General features: G+C 33.7%; 23 protein-coding genes. 11 read left to right on the top strand and 12 right to left on the bottom strand.

What is annotated here, in order from left to right:
• Positions 1-57 precede the first annotated feature (57 nt).
• On the top strand, positions 58-633 hold the full coding sequence (locus B5X64_RS07875) for a thioredoxin family protein (RefSeq protein ID WP_079464701.1): 576 nt from the start codon (positions 58-60) through the stop codon (positions 631-633).
• Positions 634-670: 37 nt separating this feature from the next.
• Here B5X64_RS07875 and B5X64_RS07870 read toward each other — a convergent pair whose 3' ends face one another.
• The 4 genes from B5X64_RS07870 to B5X64_RS07855 all read right to left on the bottom strand — a co-directional run bounded on the left by B5X64_RS07870 (position 671) and on the right by B5X64_RS07855 (position 6,505).
• Complete coding sequence (locus B5X64_RS07870; RefSeq protein ID WP_079464700.1) at positions 671-2,032, bottom strand: aldehyde dehydrogenase; 1,362 nt, start codon at positions 2,030-2,032, stop codon at positions 671-673.
• Between the two features lie 42 nt (positions 2,033-2,074).
• Positions 2,075-3,637, bottom strand: coding sequence for an MFS transporter (locus B5X64_RS07865; protein ID WP_079464699.1), 1,563 nt, complete (start codon positions 3,635-3,637; stop codon positions 2,075-2,077).
• 478 nt (positions 3,638-4,115) lie between these two features.
• Positions 4,116-5,162, bottom strand: a complete 1,047-nt coding sequence (locus B5X64_RS07860) for an HlyD family secretion protein (protein ID WP_079464698.1) — start codon at positions 5,160-5,162, stop codon at positions 4,116-4,118.
• A 5-nt stretch (positions 5,163-5,167) separates the two neighbouring features.
• Complete coding sequence (locus B5X64_RS07855; protein ID WP_228418804.1) at positions 5,168-6,505, bottom strand: TolC family protein; 1,338 nt, start codon at positions 6,503-6,505, stop codon at positions 5,168-5,170.
• A gap of 135 nt (positions 6,506-6,640) precedes the next feature.
• Between B5X64_RS07855 and B5X64_RS07850 the strand changes: the two genes are divergently transcribed.
• A complete protein-coding gene (locus B5X64_RS07850; protein ID WP_079464696.1) occupies positions 6,641-7,444 on the top strand; it encodes a helix-turn-helix domain-containing protein in 804 nt (267 codons plus the stop codon).
• 491 nt (positions 7,445-7,935) lie between these two features.
• Here B5X64_RS07850 and rplI read toward each other — a convergent pair whose 3' ends face one another.
• The 7 genes from rplI to B5X64_RS07815 form a co-directional block, all read right to left on the bottom strand.
• On the bottom strand, positions 7,936-8,457 hold the full coding sequence (gene rplI, locus B5X64_RS07845) for a 50S ribosomal protein L9 (RefSeq protein ID WP_079464695.1): 522 nt from the start codon (positions 8,455-8,457) through the stop codon (positions 7,936-7,938).
• 174 nt (positions 8,458-8,631) lie between these two features.
• The gene (gene rpsR / locus B5X64_RS07840; RefSeq protein WP_034757623.1) at positions 8,632-8,934 is read right to left on the bottom strand and encodes a 30S ribosomal protein S18; all 303 of its coding nucleotides are present in this window, start codon (positions 8,932-8,934) and stop codon (positions 8,632-8,634) included.
• Between the two features lie 35 nt (positions 8,935-8,969).
• Positions 8,970-9,311 carry a 30S ribosomal protein S6 gene (rpsF, locus tag B5X64_RS07835; protein WP_076558797.1) on the bottom strand — a complete coding sequence of 114 codons (342 nt, stop codon included), beginning with the start codon at positions 9,309-9,311 and terminating at the stop codon, positions 8,970-8,972.
• Between the two features lie 141 nt (positions 9,312-9,452).
• On the bottom strand, positions 9,453-10,277 hold the full coding sequence (locus B5X64_RS07830; RefSeq protein ID WP_079464694.1) for a GEVED domain-containing protein: 825 nt from the start codon (positions 10,275-10,277) through the stop codon (positions 9,453-9,455).
• Positions 10,278-10,324: 47 nt separating this feature from the next.
• Complete coding sequence (locus B5X64_RS07825; protein ID WP_079464693.1) at positions 10,325-11,671, bottom strand: chloride channel protein; 1,347 nt, start codon at positions 11,669-11,671, stop codon at positions 10,325-10,327.
• 257 nt (positions 11,672-11,928) lie between these two features.
• Entirely contained in the window at positions 11,929-13,239 is a 1,311-nt protein-coding gene (locus B5X64_RS07820) for a dihydrolipoamide acetyltransferase family protein (protein WP_079464692.1), read from the bottom strand.
• Between the two features lie 63 nt (positions 13,240-13,302).
• On the bottom strand, positions 13,303-14,130 hold the full coding sequence (locus tag B5X64_RS07815) for an SAM hydrolase/SAM-dependent halogenase family protein (protein ID WP_079464691.1): 828 nt from the start codon (positions 14,128-14,130) through the stop codon (positions 13,303-13,305).
• 126 nt (positions 14,131-14,256) lie between these two features.
• On the opposite strand from B5X64_RS07815, the gene B5X64_RS07810 reads away from it, so the two are divergent.
• The 5 genes from B5X64_RS07810 to B5X64_RS07790 all read left to right on the top strand — a co-directional run bounded on the left by B5X64_RS07810 (position 14,257) and on the right by B5X64_RS07790 (position 18,444).
• Positions 14,257-15,213 (top strand): PhoH family protein, encoded by a 957-nt coding sequence (locus tag B5X64_RS07810; RefSeq protein WP_079464690.1) that lies wholly within the window; start codon positions 14,257-14,259, stop codon positions 15,211-15,213.
• A gap of 103 nt (positions 15,214-15,316) precedes the next feature.
• Positions 15,317-15,994 carry a porin family protein gene (locus B5X64_RS07805; protein WP_079464689.1) on the top strand — a complete coding sequence of 226 codons (678 nt, stop codon included), beginning with the start codon at positions 15,317-15,319 and terminating at the stop codon, positions 15,992-15,994.
• A gap of 126 nt (positions 15,995-16,120) precedes the next feature.
• Positions 16,121-16,630 carry a hypothetical protein gene (locus tag B5X64_RS07800; protein ID WP_066676888.1) on the top strand — a complete coding sequence of 170 codons (510 nt, stop codon included), beginning with the start codon at positions 16,121-16,123 and terminating at the stop codon, positions 16,628-16,630.
• A gap of 207 nt (positions 16,631-16,837) precedes the next feature.
• Entirely contained in the window at positions 16,838-17,494 is a 657-nt protein-coding gene (locus B5X64_RS07795) for an outer membrane beta-barrel protein (protein WP_066676886.1), read from the top strand.
• A 314-nt stretch (positions 17,495-17,808) separates the two neighbouring features.
• Entirely contained in the window at positions 17,809-18,444 is a 636-nt protein-coding gene (locus B5X64_RS07790) for an OmpW family outer membrane protein (protein WP_079464688.1), read from the top strand.
• Between the two features lie 148 nt (positions 18,445-18,592).
• Here the strand turns inward: B5X64_RS07790 and ffh are convergent, their stop codons facing one another.
• Positions 18,593-19,954, bottom strand: coding sequence for a signal recognition particle protein (gene ffh, locus B5X64_RS07785; RefSeq protein ID WP_079464687.1), 1,362 nt, complete (start codon positions 19,952-19,954; stop codon positions 18,593-18,595).
• A gap of 405 nt (positions 19,955-20,359) precedes the next feature.
• On the opposite strand from ffh, the gene B5X64_RS07780 reads away from it, so the two are divergent.
• The 4 genes from B5X64_RS07780 to B5X64_RS07765 all read left to right on the top strand — a co-directional run bounded on the left by B5X64_RS07780 (position 20,360) and on the right by B5X64_RS07765 (position 22,723).
• Positions 20,360-20,728, top strand: coding sequence for a hypothetical protein (locus B5X64_RS07780; RefSeq protein ID WP_079464686.1), 369 nt, complete (start codon positions 20,360-20,362; stop codon positions 20,726-20,728).
• An 87-nt stretch (positions 20,729-20,815) separates the two neighbouring features.
• Positions 20,816-21,892, top strand: coding sequence for a F0F1 ATP synthase subunit A (atpB, locus tag B5X64_RS07775; protein WP_079464685.1), 1,077 nt, complete (start codon positions 20,816-20,818; stop codon positions 21,890-21,892).
• A gap of 36 nt (positions 21,893-21,928) precedes the next feature.
• Positions 21,929-22,135, top strand: a complete 207-nt coding sequence (atpE, locus tag B5X64_RS07770) for an ATP synthase F0 subunit C (RefSeq protein ID WP_066676872.1) — start codon at positions 21,929-21,931, stop codon at positions 22,133-22,135.
• A gap of 93 nt (positions 22,136-22,228) precedes the next feature.
• The gene (locus B5X64_RS07765; RefSeq protein WP_066676870.1) at positions 22,229-22,723 is read left to right on the top strand and encodes a F0F1 ATP synthase subunit B; all 495 of its coding nucleotides are present in this window, start codon (positions 22,229-22,231) and stop codon (positions 22,721-22,723) included.

The raw sequence follows: 22,723 nt of genomic DNA, 5'->3' as shown, positions 1-22,723 counted from the left end.
AAAAAAAATATGGTTTCATTTTTGCAGGTAATAACTATTATTTTTTATTTTTAAAGTATGAAAAAAATGTCGTTAGTAGCTCTTCTAGCTTTAAGTACTTTGGCTTGGGCTCAGAAGATTGAAAAACCAACAAAAGTTAAAAATTCAAGCGATAAAGCTTTGTTGGTAAAAAGTGATGCAGCAGAATTGGAAGCGAAGAAAAAAGCTGCGGCAGAAGAAAAAGCAAAGCTGCCTAAACCTTACGATCCTAAAACGGATGCACAAGCGGATATTAATAAATTGGTAGCTCAGGCTAAGAAAGAAGGAAAAAACATTATGATTCAAGCGGGTGGAAACTGGTGTATATGGTGTTTGAGATTTAATCAATATGTACAGACAACTCCGGAATTGAAGAAAATGGTTGATAAAAATTATCTTTATTACCATCTAAATTATTCTCCAGACAATAAAAATGAAAAAGTTTTTAGTCAGTACGGAAATCCTGGAGAGAAATTCGGTTATCCTGTTTTTATTGTTTTAGATAAAAATGGTAAAATGATCCACATCCAGCAAAGTGATGTTTTGGAAGATGGAAAAGGATACAGTTTAGAAAAAACAAAAGAATTTTTCAATCAGTGGGCTCCAAAGTCATAATAAACAAAACCGGGAAAATTATCCCGGTTTTTTTATTTTACATAAATCTTTTAATCCAGCCTAGTTTTTTCTCAGAATAAGGCGGATATTTTATGTCTGGTTCACCCCAGGTTGCTCGTTGTAAAACTGCTTTTTGATGTGAAAAAGTTTCAAAACCAAATTTTCCGTGATAATTTCCTATTCCGGAATTTCCCACGCCACCAAACGGAAGGTTTTCGTTTCCTAAATGCATGATCACGTCATTAATGCAGCCGCCACCGAAAGAAATTTTATTGGTAAAGCTTTCTTTTTCTTCAGTAGTATTGGTAAATAAATAAGCTGCTAAAGGCTTGTCGTGTTCTAGAATTTCATTTAAAATCAAATTTAAATTAGTGAAAGAAATTACAGGTAAAATAGGACCGAAAATTTCTTCCTGCATTATTTCATCTTTCCAATTAATATTTGTTAAAATTGTTGGTTCTATGTACCGCTTTTGTTCGTCAGAATTTCCTCCAAAATAAATTTTATCCTTATCAATGAGCTTTATTAATCGTTGGAAATTCTTTTGATTAATAATTTTCGTGTATTGCTCAGAATTAATTTCATATTTAAATTCCCTAATATATTTTCTAAGCATTTCTAAAAACTGTTCCTGCACAGATTTTTCCACCAGTAAATAATCAGGAGCCACGCAGGTTTGTCCGGCATTTAAAAATTTACCCCAAACAATTCTTTTAGCAGCGACTTCAAGATTGGCATCTTTGGTTATGATGGCAGGCGATTTTCCACCTAATTCCAGAGTTACGGGAGTTAAATTTTCTGCTGCAGCTTTGTAAACGATTTTTCCGACTTTTGTACTTCCTGTGAAAAATATTTTATCGAATTTGAGCTTTAGAAGCTCTGTCGTTTCATCAATTCCGCCTTCGTAAGCGTATAAATATTCTGGTGGAAAATTTTCATTGATGATTTTTGCCATCACTTTCATTGTATTTTCGGCAATTTCACTTGGCTTTAAAATACAGCAGTTTCCAGCTGCTAAAGCTGCAACGATTGGAGATAACGAAAGTTGATAAGGATAATTCCATGCGCCGATTACTAAAATATTTCCTAAAGGTTCGGAATGAATTCTACTTTTTCCGAATTGATTAGCAAGATTTGTTCTTACTTTTTTAGGTTTTGAAAGCGATTTTAAATTCTTTAGATAATACTTAATATCATTTAAAATAAAGGAAATTTCTGTGGTAAACGTATCAAATTTTGACTTTCCGAAATCTTTGTAAATAGCTTCATATAAAAGATTTTCATTTTGCAAAATCAAATCCCGAAGTTTTTCAAGATACATTTTTCTGAACCTGATATTTTTCGTTTGCTGTGTTTTAAAAAATGCTTTCTGCTGTGATACGACTTCCTGAATTTCCATAAATCAAATTTCAGGAATTATAGCAAAACTTCTGCCTAAAAATCACAGAATATTTCTTACTGCAATTCTTACTGGGTGATACAGTAAAACCACAAATGCTGTAATTAATGCTAACCAAAATAATCCTGTGAAAATTTCCATATTAGAAAGAAGAATGGCTTGTGCATTAATTTTAGCTTTAAAAGCTCCGGCAGTTAGTGATAACGATTCATTAACGGGAAGTTTAGAAATATTAGCTCCGAAAATCTGACTCCACTGTGAATAAAAAACAGGATTGGTATCGGTAAATTCGGAACTCAAAGTGTCTGAATGTTTTAAAGTTAAAAATAACATCAAATTTTGCATTAATGCATATCCGATTGCAGTTGTCCAGAATCTGGTGGAAGTTCCGACTGCCGTTGCATTAGAAACATATTGTTCGGGCATTCCTGCAATGAGAAAAAACACCAAAGGCGTGAAAAGCAATCCTTGCCCGACTCCCTGAAGAAATAATGGCGGACAAATGGTTTGAAGCGTTGTATCTGGATAAAAAGTATACGTAAACCAGGCACAATCTATTGCTAAAATGAGAAAACCAGTGAAGAAAACCAATCTTGATGAAGCTCCTTTTGTAATACAAAGTGCAGATAGAAAAACACCTAAAAGTGTTCCTGCAACATTCCAGTACTGAATTTCTACAATATAATCCCACGGCCACTTCCAAACGGTTGCCATAATATTGTAAACGTTATTGATGCTTGCTCTCAAAATATAAAAGATGAAGAAAAGTATGACACCAACAATCACATTTTTAGAACTGAATACTTCAAAATGAAAAAAAGGTCTTGCAGAATTTCTTTGTTTGAGCATAAATAAACCTCCGGAAATAATGCAGATAAAAAGACAGATTACAATAATATTTGATTCAAACCACATTAATCTCTTCCCGTAAATAATTGCATATGCTCCAGACTGCAAACATAACCAAAGCAAAAACCAGCTCGCAATATCCAATTGGTACAATGGTTTCTTCGCAAAAAATCTATTTTTATTAAAAATGGCTACCGCAATAATTAAAACAAAAACATGAAAATAAACCATCATTAAAATCATGTGCTGAAAATCGTAATCTTCAATACTTGACTTCAAAAGGGAAGTGGTAATCGTTCCGCCGGTAAGAATAATGGTATACATGAAAAGATAGGCAATTTCTTTGGCGTGTTTTGTTTTCAGTTCAGCAATGATTAACGGTAAGAATATAGCACCTTCCAAAACTCCGAAAATCCCTTCCAAGACACGTATAACCAGAATAATATGATAGTCGTTGGTAATGGAAAGAGCGTAAAGAATAAGAATGGAAACGGAAGACATCAACAACGTGTAATATTTCACGCTGAAATATGCCATAAACCGCTGGATGACCAAAAGAGTAACCACAAATGTTCCGTACATTAAAATCATCAAATATTGAATATCATCCGAATCTGCATCCATAAATGAAGAGGTAAAAGCACTGTTGGAGTGCAAAAGCGACAACAACATCAGGTGAGGAAAAAGGGCTAAAATCAAAAGCGGTAATTTCAGCCACTGAGGCACCCATTTATGATAAACTGTATTGTGATGCATGATTTTTCTTTAAAAAGCGAATCAACTTATTAGCAAATTGCCAATTGTATTTTATATTATTTTGTTTAATTTTTTTTAGGAGCTTGATCCCGCTTTCCACTATATCTTTTGTTTTGCTTCGCTACACAAAAGGATGCCGTTGCAATCGGGGCTAGAGTTCAGTCATTCCTTCAATGTTTATCATGATACAGAGCTTGTCCCGTAGGAATCTCGGCAATACTATGTTTAGATCCCTACGGAATGGCAAACTTGCTTAAAGAGTTTAAATAAAATTATTATTAGTGAAAAATGCGAAAAGACAAAAAGCAAGGGCGTAAAAGTAAAGGTAAGATGGCAAACTTGCGATTCTGTCTTTTCGCTAAAAAAAAATAACTTAATTTGTTAATTTGAAAATAAGATCATTTGAAAATTGTGAGCAGAATATTTTCTTCTAAAACTCTAAAACTCTAAAACTCTAAAACACTCCTACACTCAAACTCTAAATCTTTTTAGCACTCACTAGAACATTCATTCCGGAGAGTAGTTTTTCGTTATTCTGATTGTTCTCGAGAATGATTTTTACCGGAAATCTTTGTTCAATTTTCACGAAATTTCCTGTCGCGTTATCCGGTTTTACCAAAGAAAACTGTGAACCTGAAGCTGGGGAAACAGAAACTATTTTTCCTTTGAATTCTGCATTCGGATAAGCATCTGCTGTGATAATAACTTCTTTATTTTGGTCGATTTCTCCTAACTGTGTTTCTTTGTAATTTGCAATAATCCATTTTTCTTGGCTTACAATTTGAACCAAAGCCTGACCTTCTTTAATCAACTGACCTTCCTGAATGGTTTTCTTTCCAACCCAACCGTCGTAAGGCGCCGTAACTACGGTGTAAGAAAGGAAAAGTTTGGCATTATTAAGATTTGCAGAACTTTGCTGAATTTGGCTTTTTACCGGAGCGACTTTAGTTTCTTGTTCATTTACACTGGCTCTCACTGCATTTTTCTGCTGCTCTAAAGCTAAAAGATTGGCTTTTGCCTGCTCATAAGAAGCTTTGGCATTTTCAAATTGTTGTTCGGTGGCGGCATCTTCCGAAACCAAGTTTTTATATCTTTTAAAATCCTGTTCGGTTCTCCAGATGTCTATTTTAGCGGAAGCGATTTTTGCATCAATAATTTTAGTGTCGCTTGCTTTGGTGTTTACTCCGCTTTCAATGGTGTTAATATTCTCAGAATTTGCATTGAGATTGGCTTCAGCCATTTTTACCTGATTGACAAATTCGCGATTATCGATAATAATTAAAGTATCTCCTTTGTGAACGAACTGATTTTCATTAAACTTAATCGTTTGAATAAACCCCGAAACTTTGCTTGAAACTGGCGTAATATATTGTTCGATTTGCGCATCGTTGGTCGTCACGTTTTTTCTTGAAAAAAGATAGAAGCTTAGCATTCCGGTAATTCCGGTAATGATGAGAATCCAGGCTAATAAAGTAATCGTCTTGTTGATTCTTTTTTCCTTTCTTGTTAATTGCTTTTGTGCCATAGTTTTTATAGGTTTCCAATCGCGTATTGGAGTTGATAATATTTCAGCTGACGATTTATTTTTACTGAAATTAGATTAGATTGAGCTTCTAAATAAGCATTGTCAGCATCAATTAATTCGGTGATTAAGCTTAATTTGTTGGTGTACTTTGTTCTTACAATTCTGTAGTTTTCTTTAGCCTGTTTGATCGCTTCTTCTGCTATTTTTACCTTCTGATCGGTTTCTTCAAATTTCTTGTAAGTTTCGTAAACACTGTGTCTGATATTTTCTTCATTTTCTTCAATCTGCAATTTTGCAAGGTTAATATTTTCCTTTGCTTCCTGCATTTTGTATTTGTTTTTATACAGACTTTCGATAGGATAAGTAAGATTAACCCCGATCATTCCTAAACGATAGGCATAAGGTTCGGGCGGAAAAAACATCATGTTCGGATATTTTAAAAAATATTCTCCTCCTGCTGTAATTTTTGGTAAATAATTAGCTTTTGTAATTTTTTTGTCTAATTCTTTCAACGAAAGATTTTTGGATGCCATTTCGACAGATTCGTTTTTATGTAAAGCTGTTTCTGTTAATTCATCCACGTAAGGAATTTCTTCATTTTCCGAAATCAAATCTTCCGTGTCAACATGCATTTCCTGATTTTCGGGAAGTGACAGAATGGTTTTTAATTTATGTTCGGCAATCTGTACATCATTATCCAGTTCTGTCCAGCTCATTTTATGGTTAGAAAGCTGTAAAGAAGTTCTCAGGACTTCATTTACTGTCACGACGCCATTTGCTTTTAAGGCTTTGACTTGTTTGATATTGACAGAATCTTCGTGCATTTTATCATTAATCAAACCTTGTTGCTCTTTTAAATGATGAATCTGAAGAAAAGCGGTGATGATTTCCATCGTTAATTGTCTTTTATCTAAATGTGTTTTTAATGAAGAAATTTCAGTGTCAATGGCTGCTTTTTTCTCTGTATTTTTAATTTTTCCACCCATATAAACCGGAATGGAAGCCGAAAGCGTAAAATCATACATTCCATTGATGATGTCGTACTTTGTTGCTTTTCCGAATACGCCATTTTCGTGTTGAAAAAGATTTGAAACCTGATTATAACTTGTATGAAATTCAACATCTGGAAGTTTTTCCATTTTGAGATCTTTTTCTTTGGTTTCCGACATTTCGTTTTTCAAATGACTGATCTGAATCTTTTTATTGTTCTTTAATCCAATCTCAACCGCTTGCTGTAAGCTGAGATGTTGATAATCGATCATCTGTGAGTGTAAAAGATTGCTTATCAGTAATAAGCACAACGCCATACAGTGATATCTGTGTGCGTTAAATATCATTTTCATAAATTTATTAAATGTTTTTTGCTAAATTGATTTTGATCCTGCAAATTTACGCAGTGATAGCGAAGACGTGATTTGTGAAAACAGAAAAATATTTGTCCATTTGCGCCAAATTGATTTTTTTCTTATCTTTATTTTATGAATGACAGTCATTTTGGAGCCGTTGAAGAATTAGATGCTGAGTTTTATATATATCACGTTCTTGCAGGCAATGTGAAGACAGAGATTCATCATCATAGTTCTGCGCAATTAGTGTATGCAGAAGGCGGTATTGTACATGTTTTTACCGATTTGAAACACTGGTATTTACCGGCAAGATGCTTCATGTGGATTCCGGCTGGAACACCGCATTATATTTTTTCTACAAGCCCAAAAGTAGATTTATATAATTTTTATTTTAAAAAAGAAGAAAAGGAAAATGGCTTTTTTGATGAAATTAATATTTATTCCGTCAGTCATTTATTGAGAGAGATGATTTTATATACAAAAGAATGGGATGGGAAAATCACAAAGAATGATGGTAGTAATTATTATTTCCTCAAAGCTTTAAAAGGTATTTTACCTGACAAGCGAGATAAAAAGTTGGCATTTCCGGTTCAACATCCTTTTCCCAATGATGAAACTTTATTAAAGGTTGCGCAATACATTCACGCCAACCTTGAAAAACCTTTAACGATTGAATCTACAGCAAAAGAATTCGGAATGAGTACAAGAACGCTTTCCAGAAAGTTTAAGGAGATTTTGGGGATGAATTACGTTCGTTTTCTTCGTGCTTTGCGGATTACCCGCTCTCTGGAATTAATGATTGAAGAAAAATATAACATGTATGAAATTGCCATGATGGTGGGATACAACAGTCTTTCTTCTTTCAGTAATATTTTCAAAAAAGTAATTGGAATTCCGCCGACGGAATATCTGCATAAATTGAAAGGGCGTGATTAGGTGGGAGAGTTTGAGGGTGAGAGTGTTTTAGTGTATTGGAATTGGAGAGTTTTAGGAAGTTTTGTATCATTGCGAGAAATGACGTGACGAAGCAATCTTTAAAATAATTAATAAAAATTTCTACGAAGTTTGTCCTCCTGAAAGAATCTAGGCAATAGTTTTATAATTCAGCCTCTACAAAAAGAGTTTAGATTCCTACGGAATGACAAAGTGAATGTAGTTTTTAATTTGTTTATCGTTTTTTTTGAGATTGCTTCGTCGCTACGCTCCTCGCAATAACAAATATTGAATGAATGACAGATTTCCTAGCCCCGATAGAAACGGTTACCCCGCAACAAGGAGTGGAGAAGTTTGAGGGTTTTGGTGTGGGAGAGTGGGTGGAGTGAGGAGTATGAGTGGATAGCGGGAAATAGCTTCTAAAAAAATAATAAAAACAAAAAAACCACTTCAAACGAAGTGGTTTATATTTTAGAGAAAAATCTCTTGAATTCTTAAGCTTCTTCAGAAGGAGTTTCTTCTACTTTAGCTACTGGTTTTGGAGCAGCTGGTTTAGGAGCTTCTACCGGTGCGTCAGATACGATGTCGAATTCAAAGTTGTATTCTACATTTCTGTGTAATCTGATGTTTGCAGTTACTTTACCAGTTCTCTTGATTGTGTTTCCAGGGATTTTGATATACTTCTTATCAACAGAAACTCCAGCTTTAGCAAGAGCAGCAGAAAGATCTGCATTGTTGATAGATCCGAATAATTTATCACCAGAACCTACTTTTGCAGGGATAGTAATAGAAGTTTTCTTCAATTGATCTACTACACCGTTTGCTGTAGCGATTAATTTAGCTTCTTCTTCTTTTCTAGCTTCCAAAGTAGCTTCAAGAGCTGCAATGTTTTTAGGAGTAGCTAAAAGAGCAAAACCTTGAGGTAATAAGAAGTTTCTTGCATAACCTGGCTTTACATTTACTGTGTCGAATTCAAGACCTAAGTTTTCTACGTCTTTTTTAAGAATAATGTTCATTGTTGTTGTCCTTTTTTAGATATTAGAAATTAGATGTTAGAAGTTAGATGTTTAGACATTGTCTGTTATCTGAAATCTGTAGTCTGAAATCTAAAATCAAGTTAGAATTAATATTTATTCAGCAACAAAAGAAGAAAGCAAGCTTCCTTCTTTTATTAATTTTTTTGTTGTGGCTTATTTCAACAAGTCAGCTACGTAAGGCATCATTGCAAGGTGTCTTGCTCTTTTGATAGCCGAAGAAACTTTTCTTTGGTATTTCAAAGAAGTTCCAGTGTATCTTCTAGGTAAAATTTTACCTTGCTCGTTTACGAATTGTAATAAGAAATCAGCATCTTTGTAATCAACGTGCTTAATTCCGAATTTTTTGAATCTACAGTACTTTTTATCAGTTTTAGTATTGATATCAAGTGGTGTAAGGAATTTTACTTCAGATTCTCCTCCAGCTGAGGCTTGTTTAGCCATATCATCTATTGCCATGTCTTGTCTTTTTTAAATTTTGGGTTAATAAATAATTAAGCTCTTGAAGCTTTAAGTTTAGTTCTTCTAGTTACAGCGTACTCGATAGCGTGCTTGTCTAGTTTTGTAGTAAGGTAACGAATTACTCTTTCGTCACGTTTGAATGCCAATTCTAAGTCAGCAACTACAGTTCCTTCACCTTTAAACTCGATTAAAGTGTAGAATCCATTCTTTTTTAATTGAATTGGATAAGCTAATTTTTTTAATCCCCAATTTTCTCTAGTGACAATCTCACAGTTCTTTTCTTTCAAAAGATCTACATACTTGTTCACTGCTTCCTCCACCTGAGCTTCAGATAGAACGGGAGTTAAAATGAAAACAGTTTCGTAATTGTTCATAATGTTAAATGAATTTGTTAATTATTTCGAGGTGCAAAATTATGAAATCTATTTGAAATATGCAATATGTAGTAGATTATTTATAGAACAAAAAAAGACCTGTAAAAAAACAGGTCTTTGATTCATTTTAGAATAAATTGACTATTTCTTAATTATTTTTGCAGACTGTAAACCAGTTTCTGATTCTGCGGTGACTACATAAGTTCCAGAGGTTAAACTTGAAACATTAATTGCAGGTTTGTTTGTTTCTACTATTTCAGTTAGTACATTTTTACCACTTAAGTCATATATTTTTACTGATTTTATTTTTGATGCTGAATCAATATTCAAAACATCAGAAACAGGATTTGGATATATTTTGAGATTTGAATTTCTTTTAGCAACGTCATTTACAGATAATAATGCAGTTACGTTTACGGTATAATCTTCCGCTTGACCAAAATCGCCTCCAATGCATGGATTTGTGAGATCATTAATATAATCATCATCATCAAATAGTTTTTTCACTCTCATTCTAGTGTTTCCAATAGCTGCTGTTGCTGGGACTACTATTGAATGTGTAACTTGTTGAGAGTCCATTCCCGTTGAGTTAGTAATCGTTTGGGTTAATTCATAGACTTCGCCAGCATCATTTAAAACACCATTTTGATTCCAATCTATAAAAACGACAAAAACATTAGTATAATTACCTGCTGTGTTTCCTTTAATTGTTATAGTATAGGTATTTCCTTGAATAACATTTGCCGTTTGTGTTAAAAACATTTCATGAGATATTCCAATATATTCATCGTCACTAGAAGTATTGTTAATTCCTGCAAAATTAACTAAAGTAATAGGTTCGTCGCCATCTTCATTCCAAAAAGGATCATCAGGATCTATGTATCCAAAGTGTAGGGGACCACAATAAGTTTGACCAAATAAGCATAAAGAAAATGCTAAAAAGCTAAAGAAGAGAATTTTTTTCATATTTATTTTTTTTATAAAATTAATAAATATTTACGAAAAAAAATGAATTATTTCCTAATTTCTGTTAAGAAATTCATTTTCAGTACGTCATAAAGAGAGTGTCTACTCACTAAAATTGAAAATAATGAAGAAACCATACCTGCTAACATCAAGTGAAATATCAAAGAATGTCTGTCGGTCATTTCCAAAACAATAATGGCAGAAGTAAATGGAGCTCTTGTGATTCCAGTCAGAAAAGCAACCATTCCTGCGAGAATGACAACGTTGGTCTCGTTGGGAGTTAAATGAATAATGCCCGAGATTACAGAACCAATACTTGCACCTGCCGTTAAAGCCGGCGCAAAAATTCCGCCTGCGCCACCGGAAGTAAAAGAAAGAGCGGGACCAAGCATTCTTAATATCGGAACATACCAGTCTTCGTGTTTATCCTGAGTGAAAAGGACACGCTCCATAATTTCTTTTCCAGATCCTAAAACTTCACGGCTTACAAAAAATGAAATGCAAGCAATAATTAATGCACATCCTACGAGAAATAATACATTAGCTCTGTCGTTTTTCAATTTTCTTTTTTTCCAGTCACTTATTTTAAGCATGGTTACGGAAAGCTGACTTGCTAAAATTCCTGCAATGCCACCTACCAAAATGATTGGAAACATCACCATTAATGAAACATCATTAGTTTTTGGATATCCTAAATACAAATAAGAACCGGCTAAAGTCTGTGCAGTTAGACCAGCAATAATAACAGCGGTGAAAAGAGCTGTTTTAAAGTAATTGATGTGGGTTTTTGAAAGTTCTTCAACAGCGAATACAATTCCACCAAGAGGTGTGTTGAATGCGGCTGCTAATCCGGCAGCAGCACCGGTCATAATCATGTTTTTCTTGGAAATTTTTGGCCACCAATCTGGAAGATATTCATTTACTTTTCTGAAAATAGAACCTGCAATCTGAATGGTTGGTCCTTCTCGACCAACAGCTCCGCCTCCAATAACCAAAATAACGGAAGAGATAATTTTGAATACAATAATTTTTATACTTAAAAGACTTCTGATTTTTGTGTGTTCTTTAGGATTTGCCAATTCTACAGCGGCCATCACCTGTGGAATTCCGCTTCCTTTAGCGTTGGGCGCAAATTCTTTTACCAACCACCATGATAATACAAATCCGATGGGAGCAATAATAAAAATCATCCAGTCGTGCCAGTCTAAAATGAAATGAAGCAGATTTTCTCCCCAAGCAAATATTTTAGCATACATAACCGCAAAAAACCCTGTAATCACCGAGCCTATCCAAAAAGGAATTGCCTGAAGCAAATTATGTTTCAGCTGTTCGTTTCGAATGTTGTCGAAAGATTTTTTCAGACCTTTTCGGATGTAGACTAATATTCTACGCATATTTCAAATCTAAACTAATTTTTACGGATATAAAAATTTTAAACCTAATTCTGATTGCTAAATTTTGAAATTCATAATAAGTAGATTTTTAAAGCTTTCTGAATTTAATTTAAAAGTTTAAAAAAAGGATACAATAATTAATAAAAAGACACAAAAAAAACCTCCGAAAAAATTCGAAGGTTTATATTTTAAAGATGTTTCGACAAGCTCAACATGACAGTTTTAATCATTCATAGCTTATCATTCATCATTTACAGTTAAATTTCTGTGTTCAAATCCCAGTTTTGAAGGTAATCATGAACATGTTTTAGCATCATTCCACCTAAAGAACCGTCTACTACTCTGTGATCATAAGAGTGAGACATGAACATCAACTGACGGATTGCGATTACATCACCATCTTTAGTTTCAAGAACTGCAGGCTTTTTAACGATAGCTCCGATTGCCATAATAGCAACTTGAGGCTGAGGAATAATAGGAGTTCCCATCAAGTTTCCAAAGCTTCCTACGTTAGAAATGGTATATGTTGCACCTTGAGTATCTTCTGGTCTTAATTTTTTGTTTCTTGCTCTGTAAGCTAAATCATTAATTGCTTTTGCTAAACCTGAAAGTGATAACTGATCAGCATTTTTAATTACAGGAACAATAAGGTTTCCGTCTGGTAAAGCAGTTGCCATACCGATGTTGATATTTTTCTTCTTAATGATGTTATCACCATTGATAGAAACATTAATCATAGGGAAATCCTGAATCGCTTTTACAATCGCTTTTACGAAAATAGGCATGAAAGTTAATTTTTCACCTTCACGTTTTTCGAACATATCTTTGTTTTTAGCTCTCCATTTTACAACGTTGGTTACGTCGGTTTCGATGAAAGAAGTAACGTGTGGAGCAATATGTTTTGCTTTCACCATGTTTTCAGCGATAATTTTTCTCATTCTGTCCATAGGAATGATCTCGTCACCTGCAGCTGTACTGATGGTAGCAGCCGGAGTTGATACAGCTTTTACCGCTGGAGTAGAAGCTGCCTGCACTGCCGCAGCTTGTGGAGCTGGCTGGTTTCCTCTATTAGCAACATGTGCTAAAATATCTTCTTTGGTAATTCTTCCTTCTAAACCACTTCCTTTGATGGTTTGTAGCTCAGATTCAGAAATGTTTTCTTGTTGTGCGATAGATTTTACAAGAGGAGACAAATAAAGATCTCCCGAAAATTCTACGTGAGAAGTAGCCGTTGCGTTTAAAGGCTCTTCAATTGCTTGAATTGTTGCTGCATCAGGAGCTGAAGTTTCAGTTTTTACTTCTTCAGAAGCTGTGTTTCCGCCTTCTCCTTCGATTTCTAAAATAGCGATGGCTTCACCTACTTTTGCAACTTCGTCTTTCTGTTTAAGGATTTTTACAATTTTCCCCGAAACTGGTGTCGGAACGTCTGAATCTACCTTATCTGTTGCAATTTCCACTACCGAATCATCTTCCTTTACCTGGTCGCCTTCATTGAATAACCAAGTGATAACTGTAGCTTCCATCACGCCTTCACCCATAGAAGGAAGCAATAATTTGTATTCTGCCATTTTTAAATTTTAGATTTTGACAAATATATAAAAAAAATCGGTTTTTTTATGAAATAGATAATTTTAGAAAAATTCTATGTAAATATTTTCTCCCACATTGAGTCCAAAAAGCGTTTTTGCTCCATTTTTTTTGCTGCCTTTGTAGATGGTTAATTCAAGTTGATCGCTGTCGTTAAAAATAGCTGCAGATTGCCCGTGATATTCGGTTTCTCTTTCCCAGTCTACCACCAATTCTGTATGGCTTGAATATATTTTTGAAAGACTTAAGTTCCTGAATTTGATGGTGAAACTTTCAAAACCTTTGGCTAAGGTTTCAAAAAAATCTTTGTTAATATTTGAGATTATATTTCCGAAATTGTCAATGTACATTACATCGCCAATAATCATTTTTTCAGACTCATTATAAACCGGTTTCGGGAACAAAAGCTGTTTGGTAGATTCTATTTTTCTACCGATTACTTCGGGTAGTCCGCCATTGGCTAAATGTACGGCAACAGGAACAAAAACATCGGTGGAAGTAAAGTTTACAACATCATCAAATCGATTGTTGAGCGTAATTTCATAAACTGCTTCAGGTTTAATATCAAAAAAAATGAGACTTAAAAGCCCGTTATCTGCGGCCAAAAAATAATGTCCGTCTGCTTTATATAAAATATTTTTTCTTGATTTATGAAAAAAACTGTCAACAGAAACAATGTGAATTGTACCGGTTGGGAAATATTTGTAGGCATTTCTTACAATATAAGACGCTTGAATCAAATTATACGCCTGAATATCATGAGTGATGTCAACGCTGTTTACTTCGGGGTTAAGAGACAAGATTTTTCCTTTCATTGCTGAAACTCTGTAATCTAAACGTCCGAAATCTGAAGTGAGGGTAATAATTGACATGAATAAAAGGGATAGTACTGCAAATTTATCTAAAATAAAAAGAAAGAAACTGCTATTGTGGATAAGAATTTAATTTAAAATTAAAAAAAAACTTCTAAATTTAAATTCTAATATAAAAATATTTGCATGTTTGAATTAACGTATGATTTAGAAGATATTGATTCAAAAAACTTCTATGGAGTTAACAACCAATATTTCAATTTAATAAAATCAAGCTTTCCGACCATCAAAATTACCGGCAGAGACCATTTTATCTTTGCGATAGGGAATAAGGAAGCTTTAGATATATTTAAGAAAAAGCTTGACGATATTGTCTCTTTTATTTCTAAAAACAATGCTATAGGGCTGAAAGATGTAGAAAACATCCTCAATATAAAAGATGAGCATGAGAAGCAACTTGTTTTTGATCAGGATATTATTGTAAAAGGGGTTAACGGCAAAGTTATTAAGGCTAAAACCACCAACCTTAAAAAACTCGTTAAAGAAACTGATAAAAAAGACATGATTTTTGCAATCGGACCTGCAGGAACCGGTAAAACATACACTAGTGTTGCCTTGGCGGTAAGAGCTTTAAGAGATAAAGAAGTTAAAAGAATTGTTTTAACAAGACCTGCGGTAGAAGCCGGAGAAAGTCTTGGTTTCTTACCCGGAGATTTGAAGGAAAAGCTGGATCCTTACTTACAGCCATTATATGACGCACTCCGTGATATGATTCCTCATGAAAAACTGGAAGGGTTTATGGAGAAAAAAGTAATTGAAGTGGCGCCTTTGGCCTTTATGAGAGGTCGAACTCTGGATGATGCTTTCGTAATTTTGGATGAAGCTCAAAATACAACGCATGCCCAAATGAAAATGTTTTTAACGAGAATGGGGATGAATGCTAAATTTATTATCACCGGAGATCCTACACAAATTGATTTACCTCCAAGACAACATTCGGGTTTAAAAGAAGCGATGAGAATTTTGAAGGATGTGAAAGAAATTGGTTTTGTGTATTTAACGGAAGAAGATGTAGTGCGCCATCCTGTAGTGAAAAAAATCATCTTAGCTTACAACGAAGAAGATAAGAGAACAAGGGAATAACGTAGTTTTTTATTTTTTTTCAGAAATGTTTAAAAATATTTTGCGATTCCAGTAAAAGTGATATATTTGGGATCTTAAAATTTGTTAAAAAAAACTTTAAACTATGAAAAAATTATTACTTATTGCGGCTGTCGCTCTAATTGGAACTTCAGTAGTGAAGGCTCAAGAACTTAAATTTGGTCCAAAGGCAGGGTATTCATTGTCAATGCTAAAGGCTGAAGGAGATGGAGAGTCTTATAAATTTGATTCTAAATCAACATTTTATGTAGGAGGTTTTGTAGAATATAAATTCAATGATAAGTTTGCTGTACAAGGTGAAGTTTTATATTCACCAATCGGAGGTAAGCAAGAAGAATCAGTATCTTACACTGAAATGGGAGTAACTGTAACAGGAACTCAAAAATCAGATTGGAAATTTGGTACAGTACAAATTCCTGTAAGCGCTAAATATTATGCTACTGAAAGTTTAGCTTTTGGATTAGGTCTTAATGTAGGTATTGTTACTTCAGCAAAAGTTGAAGCTAGTGCAACATTATCTGGATCTGCCTTGGGTGAATCATTTTCAGAATCAACAAGTACAACTGAAGATGTGAAAAATGATGTTAATACCTTAAACTTGGCGCCTTTTGTTGGAGCTGAATATACATTAGAAAACGGGTTGTTTTTTGATGCAAGATATAACCTAGGTGTATCAAATCTTATTAAAAACCCAGAGGGAAATGAAACGTTAAAAAACAGCTTTTTCCAAATTGGTATAGGTTTCAAATTTGGAGGAAACTAAAGAAAACTTTTTAAATTATTATAAAGCAAGGCAATTATTTGTCTTGCTTTTTTTATTTAAATAAATCCTACGGCACTGTGTTTGCTATAAAAGATCATTGAGTTAATAAACATTTAAATTTTTAAAATGAAAAAATTACTATTACTAGGTGCATTTGCATTATTTGGTGGGGCTTTACAGGCTCAGGAGGGTTTTAAACTGGGAGCTCATGTTGGTGCACCTGTAGGTGATGCGGCAGATTTTGCTTCGGTTACATTAGGCGTTGATGCTGCATATATGTGGAATATTACCAAAGGTTTAGATGTAGGTGTTACTACAGGATATTCTCATTTTTTCGGAAAAGACCGTTGGGAAGATTTCGGATTTATTCCTTTGGCTGCATCAGGAAAATACAGATTTAATGGTCTTCCTCTATTTGTAGGTCTTGATTTGGGAGGTGCAATCTCTACTAAAGATGGTATTGATAGTGGTTTATATGTATATCCTAAAGTAGGTTTTCAGTTACCTAAAGCAGAAATATATTTAGGATATCAAAATATTGGAAGCGAAAGAGGTGATTGGGACAGAGATAGAGACAGAAGAATTGATTCAAACTTTGGTGCCATCAATTTGGGTGTAAATTTCTTTTTGAAATAAATTCTTAAACAATGATATTGAACTCTGATTGAAAAATCAGAGTTTTTTTATGTTAATTTTTGAAAATAAAAACATTTCTATCTCTTAGATGTGATTTCTACCTGATAAAACCTAATATTCATGCGTGATATTAATCACATTAACAAATTTTAATATTTCCTGATGTCAGTATAAATTTGCAGTCAAGAAAGTATAAAATTATTCAAAATGAAAAAATTATTAATTGCAAGTGCTGTTGCACTTTTCGGTTTATCAAACGCTCAGATTGCTAAAGGAACTGTATATTTATCTGGATCTGTTGGTTATTCTCAAGAAGAATCTAACAACGGAAACTCTAAAGTAGAAAACTTCAACGTACTTCCTACAGTAGGATATTTCGTTGCTCCAAACTTAGCAGTTGGGGTAGGTGTAGGTTACCAAACTAAAACAACTACTGATATCGATACAAACACATTTGGCGCAGCTACAATCGTAGATACTGATAAAGTGAAAAAACCAGCATTTGTTGTTGAGCCGTTCGTAAGAAAATATTGGACTTTAGGAGAAAAATTATATTTCTTCGGTCAATTGGCGGTACCTATGCAGTTTGGAAAAACTGAAACAGAAGGATCTATTGTAACTACTACGGGTTCTACTGTAACTACTACAACTACTTCTACTGAAGCCAAATACACTTCTATTGGTGTAACTGTTAAACCAGGTTTAGATTATTTCTTAAACAAAAACTGGACTATTGAAGCTACAATCGGTGAGTTTGGTTATAACAACTATAAACCAAAAGAGGGTGATGCTACAAACAACTATAACTTCGGTTTAAACTTGTCTTCAGTTACAATCGGTGTTAAATATGTATTTGCTAAGTAATTAGTAAACATAAATTAATATAAAACCTGAGATTATTTCTCAGGTTTTTTTATATTTTAAAACAAATTATTTCAAATTAACAGGAATTAAATTTATTTTAATTTAGACCATTTTTGAAGAATTAGAATTTTTTTTAAGTTAAACGACATTAGTTTTTTATTAGATATTTATAACTTCAAAGTGAATGTGCTCCCAGTAGGGATGGGGATTAATATGTTTTTACAAAGTATTTTTATTGACAAAAAAATAGTAAAAACCCTTGGATTTTCTCAAAACTTTTTTTGTATTTTCGCCGATTCAAATATCAATAAACTATGAAAAAATTATTATTAGCTGGTGCAATTGCACTTTGCGGATTATCAAACGCACAAATGTCTAAAGGTGACTGGGTAATCAGTGGAAACACCGGGATGGGTTTTAATAATGTGAATACCACATTCAAAGCTGAAGGACAGTCTGAAGACGGACCTAAAGTAAGCACATTTTCTGTAACGCCATCAGTAGGTTATTTCGTTATCGATAAATTAGCTGTAGGGATTGATCTTGGTTTTACCACGGCAACTACAAAATACGACGGTGAAAAAACTACAACAACGAGTTTTGCTGTAATGCCTACTGCAACATACTATTTTGCGAACGATTCTAAATTTGTTCCTTTCTTGGGTGCAGGAGTAGGGTATGCGTCAGTAAAAAACAAAGCTTCTGTAGATTTTATGGGAGTTTCTGAATCTGAAGAAGTAACAACTGATGGTTTAGCATGGAAAGTAAAAGGTGGAGTTACTTATATGGCAACTCAATCTTTAGGTATTAATCTTGGAGTAGGTTTTGATCAGTTTTCAAACAAAGAATCGTATGAAGGCATAGATCTTAAAACAAAAGTAAGTACTTTCGGTGTAAACGTAGGTTTCTCTTATTTCATTAAATCTAAACCTCAGAAATCTGATAAATAATCATTGATTATTTTGATTTAATATAATCCGATTCAAAAATTTGAGTCGGATTTTTTTATATGAAAAGCACAAAAAAACTCCCAGAAAAAATTCTGAGAGTTTATATATTTTAAAGCGATTGGCCAATCGCTAAAAGCAAATAGCTATCTTATTTTCCAAACATTCCGCCCATTCCCGGCATATTTGGCATTTTGCTCATCATCTGCATCATTTGTTTTCCTTGAGGACCTTGCATCATTTTCATCATTTTTCCCATTTGGTCAAACTGTTTCATTAATGCGTTTACGTCTTCAATTTTTCTTCCTGCACCTTTAGCAATCCTGTTTTTTCTCTGAGTATTGATGATAGAAGGTCTTCTTCTTTCGTCCGGAGTCATAGAATGAATAATCGCCTCGATATGTTTAAATGCATCATCGCTGATTTCAACGTCTTTAATGGCTTTTCCAACTCCTGGAATCATTCCCATCAAGTCTTTCATATTACCCATTTTTTTGATCTGATTGATTTGCTTTAGGAAATCATCAAAACCAAATTCGTTTTTAGCGATTTTTTTGTGAAGTTTTTTTGCTTCTTCTTCGTCAAACTGTTCCTGAGCTCTTTCAACTAACGAAACAACATCTCCCATTCCTAAGATTCTGTCTGCCATCCTTTCTGGGTAGAAAAGATCTAAAGCTTCCATCTTCTCACCTGTAGAGATAAATTTAATTGGCTTTTCAACAACAGAACGAATGGTAAGAGCGGCTCCACCACGAGTATCACCATCTAGTTTCGTTAAAACAACTCCATCAAAATTTAAAGTATCGTTGAAGGCTTTTGCTGTATTTACAGCATCCTGACCCGTCATTGAGTCTACAACGAATAAAGTTTCATTAGGTTTAATAACAGAATGAACCGTTTTAATTTCGTTCATCATCTGTTCATCAACCGCCAAACGACCCGCGGTATCCACGATGACAACATCATGCCCGTTAGATTTAGCAAAATTAATAGCATTTTGAGCGATGCTTGCAGGATCTACAGAACCTTCTTCGCTGTAAACAGGAACTCCTATCTGCCCGCCAAGAACTTTCAACTGATCAACTGCAGCAGGACGGTAAACGTCACACGCAACCAATAACGGCTTTTTAGTTCTTTTAGTTTTTAAATAGTTAGCAAGTTTTCCAGAAAAAGTAGTTTTCCCAGAACCCTGAAGACCAGCAATAAGAATTACAGACGGCTTTCCTGAAAGGTTAATACCCTCCTGAGAACCTCCCATTAAATCTACCAACTCGTCGTGAACAATTTTCGTCATCAACTGTCCCGGAGTAAGCGATGTCAAAACATTTTCACCTAAAGCTTTATCCTGAACTCTTTTAGTAAGATCTTTAGCAACTTTATAGTTAACATCGGCATCTACCAGTGCTCTACGAATTTCTTTTACGGTTTCCGCAACGTTGATTTCTGTAATCTTTCCACGTCCGGAAATATTATGAAGGGCTTTGTCTAATTTATCCTGTAAACTATTAAACATACTGTTTCTATATTAATGGATTGCAAAAATAACAATTTTATATCTAAAAACCTCAGTGTGATTAATATTTAAAAGAATTTGAATTTTTTTTTAAGTAGCATAGGTGATTTTAGTGACCTAAAAAATAGTATAAAACGATATTTTTTTGAGATTTCGCTTCTAACCTCTAAAGATTGATAAGCTACGAATCCAAAAGTGTTATGATGTGAAAATAAAAAAAATATTCGTGCATTAATTGCAAAAACAGATTTTAGAATAGATGAGTTGATTTTTTGTTCTAAATTCTCAATTAAAATAATGAACTTGTAGTTTAATAGAAGTTTATTTTTTAAATAGGGTAAATGTCATTTTTTCACCGGAGATTTAGATTGGGAGGTATCATAAATTTTGGTAGTTTTGCAACCAATGAAAAATTTTTTAGTAGTTTTAAAAGGATTAGGATTGTTTTTGGTAATGTCTGCATTACTTTTTGTTTTGCAGTGGCAGTTGGCAGAAAATAATGTAATTGTGCTCAATTATAAAATTCACATCCTGATATTTTTTATTACACTAATTAGTTTGTTAACGATGTTTGTTGTTTTTGCTTTAGAAAAAAAGAATATCATAGGATTTATTTTTCTAGGGTTTGTGGTTTTTAAATTCTTTGCGATGGGGTATATTGCTGTGTTTCAGGAAGAATTTAAACTAAATATTATCCCATACTTTATTTTGTATTGGATTTACCTGACGATAGAAGTGGTTTTTGTTTTGAAATTAGTTAAAAAACAAGACTAATATCATGTAATATAAAATTGAAGAATCACTAAAAATCGAATAAAAATTTATATTTTTGCAAAAAATTTAGGAAATAAAAGTCTAGTCATGAGTTTTAAAAAACTGTTAATCGCCCTTTATCTTTTTGTCTTCTGCTTCTCTTTTGCAGAAACACATGAAGGTACTGCGGAAGCTGCAAAGGATGAAGTATACAATCCGGTTCCATTTATTATGCACCATATTGCGGATGCACACAATTGGCATCTTTGGGGTGAAGGTCACAATTCTGTAGGAATTTCTTTACCTGTAATTCTTTGGGATAATGGTTTGAAAGTTTTCAGCTCTGAAAAATTCGGACACGAAGAAGAAAAAGTTGCTGAAGTAGATGGAAATTTCTACAAAGTACACCACAACAAAATTTATTCGACAGATGCTAACGGAACTTTGGATATGCACGATGGGCATCCAACAAACAATGAGCCTTTAGATTTTTCTATCACTAAAGTAGTTGCTCAAATGATTTTGGCTGCTATTATTTTATTAATCATTGGTTTTGCATCAGCAGCAAGTTATAAAAAATCTCAGGTTCCTTCAGGAATTGCAAAATTTATCGAGCCTCTTGTAGTTTTTGTAAGAGATGATATTGCTTTACAAAACATCGGTTCTGTAAGATATAGAAAATATGTGCCTTATTTGGTTACTTTATTTTTGTTCATCTGGCTTCTTAATATTTTAGGTTTACTTCCGGGAGCTGCAAATACAACAGGTAACATTGCATTTACAATGGTTCTTTCAGTATTTACATTATTGATTGTAAACTTAAGCGGTAGAAAAACATATTGGATGCACATGTTGGATCCTTTAGGGAAAAACATGCCATTCGGTGGGAAAATTTTAATCTACATTATCCTTATTCCTGTAGAATTATTAGGAATTATTACTAAGCCTTTTGCATTGATGATTCGTCTTTTTGCTAACATGACTGCAGGACACATCATTATTATGAGTTTGATTTCTTTGATTTTCATCATGAAAACTTATTTCATCACTCCGGTATCATTAGGTTTAGCATTATTTATCTATGTATTGGAAGTATTGGTAGCGGCTTTACAGGCTTATATCTTTACAATGTTGACAGCATTATTCATCGGGTCGGCTGTAGAAGAGCCTCACCACGATCATTAATTAGAATTAAAAAAATAACTTTTTAAATATAATATTATGACAGGTAGTATCGCAGCAATCGGAGCTGGTTTAGCAGTAATCGGAGTTGGATTAGGAATTGGTAAAATTGGTGGTAGCGCAATGGAAGGTATTGCAAGACAACCAGAGCAATCAGGAAAAATCCAAACTGCAATGATTATCGCAGCAGCTCTTATCGAAGGTGCTGGTCTATTCGGTATCGTAGTAGCATTACTAGGTAAATAAGAATAGTAAACAAATAGGATTCTACAAACGGTTGGTTTGTGGAATCCTTTTAAAAAAGTTAAAAAACAAATTAAAAATAATAATTGATATAAAATGGATTTATTAACTCCTTCAATTGGTAACATATTCTGGACAGCAGTAGTATTTTTATTATTGGTAGTTCTTCTTAAAGCATTCGCTTGGAAGCCTATCCTTAGTGCTGTGAAAGAAAGAGAAGACAATATTCAGGATGCTCTTAACCAGGCTAAATTGGCTAAAAAAGAGATGGAAACTCTTAAAGCGGATAACGAAAGAATTATGCGTGAGGCTAAGATCGAAAGAGATGCTATGTTAAAAGAAGCTAGAGAAATTAAAGACAGAATTGTAGCTGAAGCTAAAGACGCTGCTAAGTCTGAAGGAGATAAATTAATCGAAGCTGCAAGACAAACAATCAATGAAGAGAAAAATGCTGCAATGGCAGACATCAAATCTCAAATCGGTATTTTGTCTGTAAATATCGCAGAATCTATCTTGAAGCAAAAGCTTGAAAACAGCGAAGCTCAAAATGAGTTGGTTCAGAATTATTTAAACAAATCAAATCTTAACTAA

It is taken from the genome of Chryseobacterium balustinum (genome assembly GCF_900168205.1).
GTDB classification, from domain to species: domain Bacteria; phylum Bacteroidota; class Bacteroidia; order Flavobacteriales; family Weeksellaceae; genus Chryseobacterium; species Chryseobacterium balustinum.
The sequence above is the reverse complement of the archived record's forward strand: the minus strand, read 5'-3'. Positions and strand labels throughout refer to the sequence as shown.

Coding starts and splice junctions, on each gene's coding strand:
- rplI (WP_079464695.1), bottom strand. CDS start 8,457: ATGAACATTATTCTTAAAAAAGACGTAGAAAACTTAGGTCTTGAATTC.
- B5X64_RS07865 (WP_079464699.1), bottom strand. CDS start 3,637: ATGCATCACAATACAGTTTATCATAAATGGGTGCCTCAGTGGCTGAAA.
- rpsR (WP_034757623.1), bottom strand. CDS start 8,934: ATGGCAATAGATGATATGGCTAAACAAGCCTCAGCTGGAGGAGAATCT.
- B5X64_RS07850 (WP_079464696.1), top strand. CDS start 6,641: ATGAATGACAGTCATTTTGGAGCCGTTGAAGAATTAGATGCTGAGTTT.
- B5X64_RS07795 (WP_066676886.1), top strand. CDS start 16,838: ATGAAAAAATTATTAATTGCAAGTGCTGTTGCACTTTTCGGTTTATCA.
- B5X64_RS07790 (WP_079464688.1), top strand. CDS start 17,809: ATGAAAAAATTATTATTAGCTGGTGCAATTGCACTTTGCGGATTATCA.
- B5X64_RS07820 (WP_079464692.1), bottom strand. CDS start 13,239: ATGGCAGAATACAAATTATTGCTTCCTTCTATGGGTGAAGGCGTGATG.
- B5X64_RS07875 (WP_079464701.1), top strand. CDS start 58: ATGAAAAAAATGTCGTTAGTAGCTCTTCTAGCTTTAAGTACTTTGGCT.
- B5X64_RS07815 (WP_079464691.1), bottom strand. CDS start 14,130: ATGTCAATTATTACCCTCACTTCAGATTTCGGACGTTTAGATTACAGA.
- B5X64_RS07860 (WP_079464698.1), bottom strand. CDS start 5,162: ATGGCACAAAAGCAATTAACAAGAAAGGAAAAAAGAATCAACAAGACG.
- ffh (WP_079464687.1), bottom strand. CDS start 19,954: ATGTTTAATAGTTTACAGGATAAATTAGACAAAGCCCTTCATAATATT.
- B5X64_RS07780 (WP_079464686.1), top strand. CDS start 20,360: ATGAAAAATTTTTTAGTAGTTTTAAAAGGATTAGGATTGTTTTTGGTA.
- B5X64_RS07765 (WP_066676870.1), top strand. CDS start 22,229: ATGGATTTATTAACTCCTTCAATTGGTAACATATTCTGGACAGCAGTA.
- B5X64_RS07855 (WP_228418804.1), bottom strand. CDS start 6,505: ATGAAAATGATATTTAACGCACACAGATATCACTGTATGGCGTTGTGC.
- B5X64_RS07810 (WP_079464690.1), top strand. CDS start 14,257: ATGTTTGAATTAACGTATGATTTAGAAGATATTGATTCAAAAAACTTC.
- atpE (WP_066676872.1), top strand. CDS start 21,929: ATGACAGGTAGTATCGCAGCAATCGGAGCTGGTTTAGCAGTAATCGGA.
- B5X64_RS07800 (WP_066676888.1), top strand. CDS start 16,121: ATGAAAAAATTACTATTACTAGGTGCATTTGCATTATTTGGTGGGGCT.
- rpsF (WP_076558797.1), bottom strand. CDS start 9,311: ATGAACAATTACGAAACTGTTTTCATTTTAACTCCCGTTCTATCTGAA.
- atpB (WP_079464685.1), top strand. CDS start 20,816: ATGAGTTTTAAAAAACTGTTAATCGCCCTTTATCTTTTTGTCTTCTGC.
- B5X64_RS07830 (WP_079464694.1), bottom strand. CDS start 10,277: ATGAAAAAAATTCTCTTCTTTAGCTTTTTAGCATTTTCTTTATGCTTA.
- B5X64_RS07805 (WP_079464689.1), top strand. CDS start 15,317: ATGAAAAAATTATTACTTATTGCGGCTGTCGCTCTAATTGGAACTTCA.
- B5X64_RS07870 (WP_079464700.1), bottom strand. CDS start 2,032: ATGGAAATTCAGGAAGTCGTATCACAGCAGAAAGCATTTTTTAAAACA.
- B5X64_RS07825 (WP_079464693.1), bottom strand. CDS start 11,671: ATGCGTAGAATATTAGTCTACATCCGAAAAGGTCTGAAAAAATCTTTC.